Raw genomic sequence first — 6,899 nt, forward strand, 5'->3', positions numbered from 1 at the left:
GGAGGAACGCCATTCTTTGCAAAGAAAGACCCGCAATCAGATAAGGCGAAAATGCCCCATGAACGACAATTCCGATAATGAAAGCCGCCTGGTCCGCGCCGGGCTGGTTCCGTACATCGTCCGCTGGAGTGGCGAGCGGCCGGTCCGGACGCCGGTGGTGACGAAAGGCCGTTCCGGCATCGGCTATCCGAGTGAGCGGCCCGGCGACCGAGACGAGCGCGGGGTGCTGTGGAGCCGCTACGTCCACGCGCCGGGCGAGGGCGTGCCCGAGTTCGGCGGGGTGCACCCGTACCGGCAGCGCCACGCCATGCGACACCTGCTCTGCCAGGTCTGCGGCGAACCGGCCGACCGGGACGAACGAGGCGTCCTGTGGCTCGTGGGCGACGCCGGGCGCGGCTGGTCCGACGAGGACGTCACCGGCCATCCCCCGGTCTGCCTGCGCTGCGCGGGAACGTCACGCCGCGCCTGCCCGTACCTGCGGAGCCGCGGCGCGCTGGCACTGCGGGTCCGCGACGCCCCACTCGTCGCCGTGTCCGGCACCCTGTACGAACCCCGCGGCCGGAGTCTCATCTGCCTGGGACCGGCCACCCTCGCCTACGACGACCCACGCGTCAGATACCTGAAGGCCGCCCAGCTCATGCGCGCGCTGCGCGACTGGACGGCCGTGGACCTGGACCGGCAGCCGACGTGACCGGCTCGACCAGCCGGACCTCCCGGCCTGGCCGAACACGCGCTACGCGGGCCGCTTTGTTCGGTGTCGCGGCCTCCTGCCTTTGAATGGTCAGCACGCTGCGGAGCTTGGGCGGGAAGCCCTTCATCGCCCTGCCGTGGCGGACGCCGGCGTCGCGGAAAGCGGCCGGCGGCGCGGATGAACCACGGCGGGCCGGGTCGCCTACAACGTCACTCGTGCCCGACCTGGAGCGGATGGGCACCGAACCGGGCTTGGCCTTCCGCTGGCCACTCGTAGGCGGGTCGGCGATGCAGCCGCGGAGACACGGAACGGCGGGAATCGCGCACCGCCCGCAGCTCGATCATCCACTCGTCTACGTCGAGCGCCCGCCGTCCGCGCCGCAGACGGCGGGCGTGCGTCACCTTCTACGGCGTCATCACCAGACGACGGGCAGGGCCACCGGGCTCGTCAGGGTCTGGCCGTGCTTCCACCGCACGTCCGCGGAGGGGACTCCCAGCCGAAGGCCGGGCAGTCGCCGCATCAGCAATCGCATCGCGGTGCGGACCTCGAGGCCGCCGAGGTGCACGCCGATGCAGTAATGCATGCCGTACCCGAAGGAAAGGTGAGGGTTCGGGTCGCGGGTGAAATCCATTCGCTCCGGCTCGGGGAAGACCCGGGGGTCGCGGTTCGCCGCGTCATGGGACGGAATCACTATTTCGCCCTGCCGGAGCCTTCCCCCACTGGGCAACGTGAAATCCTCCGTGACATAGCGCGGCATGTCATCGCCCGCCGTCGTTGAGTAGAGACGTTCCAGCTCGGTGACCGCGGAGTCGATGTCGTCCGGGTGGGCGACCAGGTGGTCCCACGCCGTGTCGTGGCCACCATAGGGGCGGGTGAGCAGAACATAGACGAAGCGTGCGATCGAACCGGCGGAGGTTTCCCATCCGCCGACGATCAGGGCGAGTGCGAGCTTGACGAGGGTTTCGAGTGAATGCCGGTCGCCGGCGGTGGCTATTCGCGACATCAGGTCGTCCTGCGGATCGCCCTGGCGCCGGCTCAGCTGCTGAGCGAGATAGACGCCCATGGATTCCGCCGCGGCGGCGGCCTGGTCGCGCGTCAGATCGGAGGTTCCGAGGAATGCCTGTCCCCATTCTTGGAAACTCGCCCGATCCTGGTCCGGCACGCCGAGCATGTCGCAGATGATCCCGAGCGTGAGGGGGACGGCGTAGTCCGAGGCCAGCTCGGCCCGATGACCCAGCCCCATCATCGCGTCGAGCTGGGCGGCCGCGTTGGACGCGATCATGTCACTGAGGCGTGCCGTCGCTGGTTTCGTGAAGGCGTCTTTGACGATGGCGCGAACATGGGCGTGTTGTTCACCGTCCATCGCGAGTATCGTCCCGGATACGTCAGGGTCGTCCGCGATCCGCGCCTCGGCGCGAGAGAACACGGGGTTGCGCAGGACTTCCTTGACATCCGAGTGGCGGCAAATGAGCTTCGCCTCGATCCGTCGGCCATTGACGGTCCGGACGATCGGCACGACGCCCGATCCCGAAGAGGCGAACAAAGCATAGTTGGGATGTTTGTCCGGGGAGGTCGGCCGGTTGACTCCGTCGCCGTCCACGTAAAAAGGATGCCGAAGGCTGGTCGGTGCAGGCTGTGCGCTGATCGTCATGCGGCGTGCACTCCTTTTGATGCCGGGTGACGGGTCACGAGAGCTGCGAAAAAGCGCTAAGACGCGCGTAATTCGTGGCGCGCGGCCGCGCTGTCGTGTCCGGCTGATTTCCATGTCGTTTCGAAATGACGTTCGGAGACGTCGACCTCGTCGCCGGCGGGAGTTCCAGTCTGCGCCATCGATCCCAAAGTACGTGTCCGATCAGAAGTCGGGAAGTCCCCAATCCAGTGATCTTGGCGACGACGCATCGCCGCTCCAGTCCCGACCGGCTGCGCAAGTACCGGACGATCATGCGTTAGCTTCGCGATATTTCATTGCAAGAAGTTGCGTGAGATCGGTAAGTTCACATCATGCTGCCGAGCGTCAGGGGAACCACGTGACCGCGGGCCCGGTGCCGATCCTGGCCGAGGGCCTGACCAAGACGTACGGCGGCTTCACCGCCGTCGACGGCATCGACCTGGAGGTACGCCGCGGCGAGGCGTTCGGGGTGCTCGGCGCGAACGGCGCCGGCAAGTCCTCCACCATGCGGATGATCGCCTGCGTCTCGCCGGTCACCGCCGGCAGCCTGCGCATCCTCGGCCGGGACAGCGCGACCGATGGGGCCGCGATCCGGGCCCGGCTCGGCGTCGTCCCGCAGGACGACACGATCGACGGCGAGCTGACCGTACGCGAGAACCTCCTGATCTACGGCCGTTACTTCGGGCTGTCCTGGAAGGTCCTACGCGAGCGCAGCGCACGGCTGCTGGAGTTCGCGCGGCTGGAGGACAAGGCGGGCGACGCGGTCGGGACGCTGTCCGGCGGCATGCGGCGGCGGCTCACCATCGCGCGGGCGCTCATCAACGAGCCCGAGATCGTGCTGCTCGACGAGCCCACCACCGGCCTGGACCCGCAGGCCCGCCATCTGCTCTGGGAACGCCTGCACCGGCTCAAGCAGGACGGCGTGACCCTGCTGCTCACCACGCACTACATGGACGAGGCCGAGCAACTGTGCGACCGGCTCGTGGTGATGGACGCCGGGAGGATCGTGGCGTCCGGCACCCCGGCCGAGCTGATCGCCCGCCACACGAGCCGCGAGGTGCTGGAGCTGAAGTTCGCCGCCGACGAACGGCAGGTCATGATCGACAAGTGCCGTGGCCTGGCCGAACGCATGGAAGAACTCCCGTACCGGCTGCTGCTCTACACCGACGACGGCGAGGAGACCCTGGCGGCGGTGAACGCGCGCGGCGTACGGCCGCGGACCGCGCTGATCCGGCGTTCCACGCTCGAGGACGTCTTCCTCACCCTCACCGGCCGCTCCCTGGTCGACTGATGGGCACGTCGGCACCGGCCTTCCGCGAGCTCGGCTACTGGCTGTTCCGCTACCGCCGCACCTGGCGCGGCTCGATCGTGATCAGCGTCGCCAACCCCCTGTTCTTCCTCACCGCCCTCGGGCTCGGTCTCGGCAAGCTGGTCGACCGCGACGGCGCGCTTCACGGGGAGTCCTACCTGCGGTTCATCCTGCCGGGAATGCTCGTCGCCGCGGTCATGCAGACGGCGTTCCTGGAGGCGGCCGGCCCGGTCCTGCAGAGCGTGCGGCAGCGGGGCAACTACCGCGCGGCCGCCGCCACCCCGCTCTCGCCCGAGGACATCCTGTACGGACACCTGATGTTCTGGGCACTGCGGGCGGTGCAGAACGCCGTCCTGTTCACCGGCGTCAGCGTGGTGTTCGGCGCGGTCGATCCGGCGCGCGCCCCGCTGCTCGTGCCGATCGCGTTGCTGGTCGCGGTCGCGTTCGCCACGCCGGCGGCGGCCTGGTCGGTGACCGTGACCCGGCCCTCACAGATCAGCGCCGTCTTCCGGTTCGCCGTCCTGCCGCTGTACATGTTCTCCGGCACGTTCTTCCCGGTCGAACAGCTGCCGTCGTGGCTGCGCCCGCTGGCCTGGGCGACCCCGCTGTGGCACGGCGTCGACCTCGGCCGCGCCGTCGCCCTCGGCACCGCCACACCGTTCCGCGTGCTCGTCCATGTCGGCTACCTGACCGCGATGGCCGTCGCCGGGCTGCTCGTCGCCCGCCGCAACTACCGCCGTACGCTGCACGTCTGACCTGGAGCTCCCCGTGACGGTGACCGCGAACCCGCCCGTACGGCCGCGCCACGGCCGGCCCTGGACGATGGTCGAACGCAACCTGATGATCTACCGGCACACGTGGCCGGTCATCCTCGCCGAGATCTTCGAGCCGCTGCTGTACCTGCTGGCGTTCGGCCTCGGCATCGGAGCCCTCGTCGGCCATGTTCCGGGACTGCGAGGCGACGTGCCGTACCCGGAGTTCGTGGCGCCGGCGCTGCTCGCCACCGCCGCGATGAACGGGGCGATGAACGAGACCACCTTCAACCTGTACGCCAAGCTCACCACCGACCGGACGTACGAGTCGATCCTCACCACGCCGATGTCGGTACGTTCGGTGGCGCTCGGCGAGGTGTCCTGGGCGCTGCTGCGCGGCACGCTCGTCTCGACCGCGTTCCTGGCGGTGGTGAGCGCGTTCGGCCTGGTGCACACGCCGGCGGCGCTCCTGGTCGTGCCGAGCGCGCTGCTCATCGGCTTCACGTTCGCCTCGACCGGCCTGCTCGTGGTCACGTTCCTGCGGAGCTGGCAGGACTTCCAGCTCATCCAGCTCGTGATGCTGCCGATGTTCCTGTTCGCGACGACGTTCTTCCCGCTGAACGTGTACCCGCGCCCGATCCAGGTGTTCATCGAGGCCCTGCCGCTGTACCACGGCATCGAACTGACCCGGGCGGCCTTCCTGGGCACGACCAGCGCACACCTCGCCGTTGCGGTGGCCTACCTCGCGCTCCTCGGCACCGCCGCCCTGACGTGGGCCGTACACCGCCTCGAACGCACCCTGCGCGACTGAGCTCCTCTATCGCCGCGCAGCGGAACTCGAATCCTTCGTTGGGTCGTCCCGACGGGAAATCGAGTGGATTGAGTGAGCCGCCGCCATTCGCCGGAGCCTCAATTACCCGGTTACATATTGAGGCAAGTAAACTGCACGACAAGGCAGGTGTATATACCACTTTGGTGGAAGATCTGTGGCGCGGTGCACGAGCGTGGCGATGACCTCGACCTCGATGACTTCTTCACGGTCAGTTGCGATAAGGCCACGGAAATAGTTCTTGGCGAGGGACGCTTCCAAGCTCTAGGCTCATCCACTCCGAGAGGGTTTCGTTGCTAGAACAATGAAAGGGCGTTTGTGTTCATCAAACGTTTTTCAGCAGCAATAGCAGCCGCAGCAACCGGCACTGTGCTACTTCTTGACATGGCGACACCTGCGTCGGCGATCGTCGGCGGCGTTCCGGCGACGACTCCATACGCGACTTCGTTGCAGAGCTTCTCGAGTACCACCTCCGGCGGAGCCGACGGTGCCGAGGCCACCGCCAACTTCGAATGCGGCGGCGTGCTGATAGCCCCGACCTGGGTCCTCACGGCGGGGCACTGCATCCCGTATACGACGGGTCAGGCTCGACTGAATTCGCTTTCCTGGAAGGAGGGTGGCGAAGCCATCCCGATCAAGGCGGTGTTCCGCGATCCGGCCTCGGACCCCACCGGCGCCCGCTTCAACAATGACGGCGGCCTGGTACAGCTGGCAGAGCCGGCTCACTCCCAACCGCTGCCGTTGGCGGCGTTCGAGCAACCGAAGACCACGCCGGGAACCCTTCAGGGCTGGGGCCTCACCTGCGACGACCTTCTCGGTGACTCAACGGACCCGTGTTGGAAGTCCAAACCGGAGCACCTGCAGGAACTGTCCATGAAGCGAGTCGACGATCACGTCTGCGATCTGCTGAGCCCGTCGGGCACCCAACTCATGGAGCCGGACACCATGATGTGCCTGGTGCCGTCCAAGGACGGCAAGTCCGGCGCCTGTTTCGGCGATTCCGGTTCGCCGGAGTTTCTGACACTGCAGGTGCTGGACAAGGCGACCAAACGGCGACGGTCGCAGCCGGTGGTGTTCGGGATCCAGAACGCCATTATGAACGCCTCGTCGTTCAAGGACGGTTCCGGGAACCTCATACCGAACGTCTGTTCGGTGGGGCCGAACGGTGCGATCAACCGAGACGCTCTCACCAAGGTGTCACCCGAGTTGCCGTGGATCATCAACACGATCGCGGCACACGACCGTTCGGCGTCGGCGTCCGTACAGCGGAATCTGATCACTCCGGGTGATCTCGCTCCGGACACGCTGGGCGCCCCGGGCACGTGACCGAGGCGGTCCGACTGATCCCGGGCCGGTCACACTGATGGTGTCCGCGACCACGCCTCGAAATCGCGACATCGTGGCCTTGCCGGCGAAGTACGGGTCCGTCGAGCGCCGGTTTCCGGTCTGGCTTTGCCGCGGTTCGGCTGTCACGTACGGGGCGACCCGCCGGCGCTCGGTGCGTCGGCGGGTCGCAGCCGGGCGGATGCTCCTATGGATGTCAAGCCGCTGAGGCGGTGACGTCGTTGGGACTTGGCGGGCAGATGATTTTGAAGATCTCGCGGGCGACGTAGCGTTTGAGGCAGCGCATGATCTCGGGTTTGGACATG

6 protein-coding genes are annotated in these 6,899 nt (G+C 67.3%); 5 read left to right on the forward strand and 1 reads right to left on the reverse strand.

Going from position 1 to position 6,899, the window contains the following annotated elements:
* The first annotated feature begins 58 nt into the window (after positions 1 to 58).
* Complete coding sequence (locus QSK37_RS20765) at positions 59 to 691, forward strand: hypothetical protein (protein WP_285623504.1); 633 nt, start codon at positions 59 to 61, stop codon at positions 689 to 691.
* 415 nt (positions 692 to 1,106) lie between these two features.
* Here the strand turns inward: QSK37_RS20765 and QSK37_RS20770 are convergent, their stop codons facing one another.
* A complete protein-coding gene (locus QSK37_RS20770) occupies positions 1,107 to 2,342 on the reverse strand; it encodes a cytochrome P450 (RefSeq protein WP_285623506.1) in 1,236 nt (411 codons plus the stop codon).
* 376 nt (positions 2,343 to 2,718) lie between these two features.
* On the opposite strand from QSK37_RS20770, the gene QSK37_RS20775 reads away from it, so the two are divergent.
* The 4 genes from QSK37_RS20775 (at position 2,719) to QSK37_RS20790 (ending at position 6,576) form a co-directional block, all read left to right on the forward strand.
* Positions 2,719 to 3,651 carry an ABC transporter ATP-binding protein gene (locus tag QSK37_RS20775; RefSeq protein WP_285623509.1) on the forward strand — a complete coding sequence of 311 codons (933 nt, stop codon included), beginning with the start codon at positions 2,719 to 2,721 and terminating at the stop codon, positions 3,649 to 3,651.
* Positions 3,651 to 4,424, forward strand: a complete 774-nt coding sequence (locus QSK37_RS20780) for an ABC transporter permease (protein WP_285623511.1) — start codon at positions 3,651 to 3,653, stop codon at positions 4,422 to 4,424. Before QSK37_RS20775 ends, QSK37_RS20780 begins: the two co-directional genes overlap by 1 nt.
* A gap of 13 nt (positions 4,425 to 4,437) precedes the next feature.
* Positions 4,438 to 5,232, forward strand: a complete 795-nt coding sequence (locus QSK37_RS20785; protein ID WP_285623513.1) for an ABC transporter permease — start codon at positions 4,438 to 4,440, stop codon at positions 5,230 to 5,232.
* A gap of 402 nt (positions 5,233 to 5,634) precedes the next feature.
* Positions 5,635 to 6,576, forward strand: a complete 942-nt coding sequence (locus tag QSK37_RS20790; protein WP_285623516.1) for a S1 family peptidase — start codon at positions 5,635 to 5,637, stop codon at positions 6,574 to 6,576.
* Positions 6,577 to 6,899 lie beyond the last annotated feature (323 nt).

Origin of the sequence: Actinoallomurus iriomotensis (genome assembly GCF_030269445.1) — a bacterium.
In the GTDB taxonomy this organism is placed as follows: domain Bacteria; phylum Actinomycetota; class Actinomycetes; order Streptosporangiales; family Streptosporangiaceae; genus Actinoallomurus; species Actinoallomurus iriomotensis.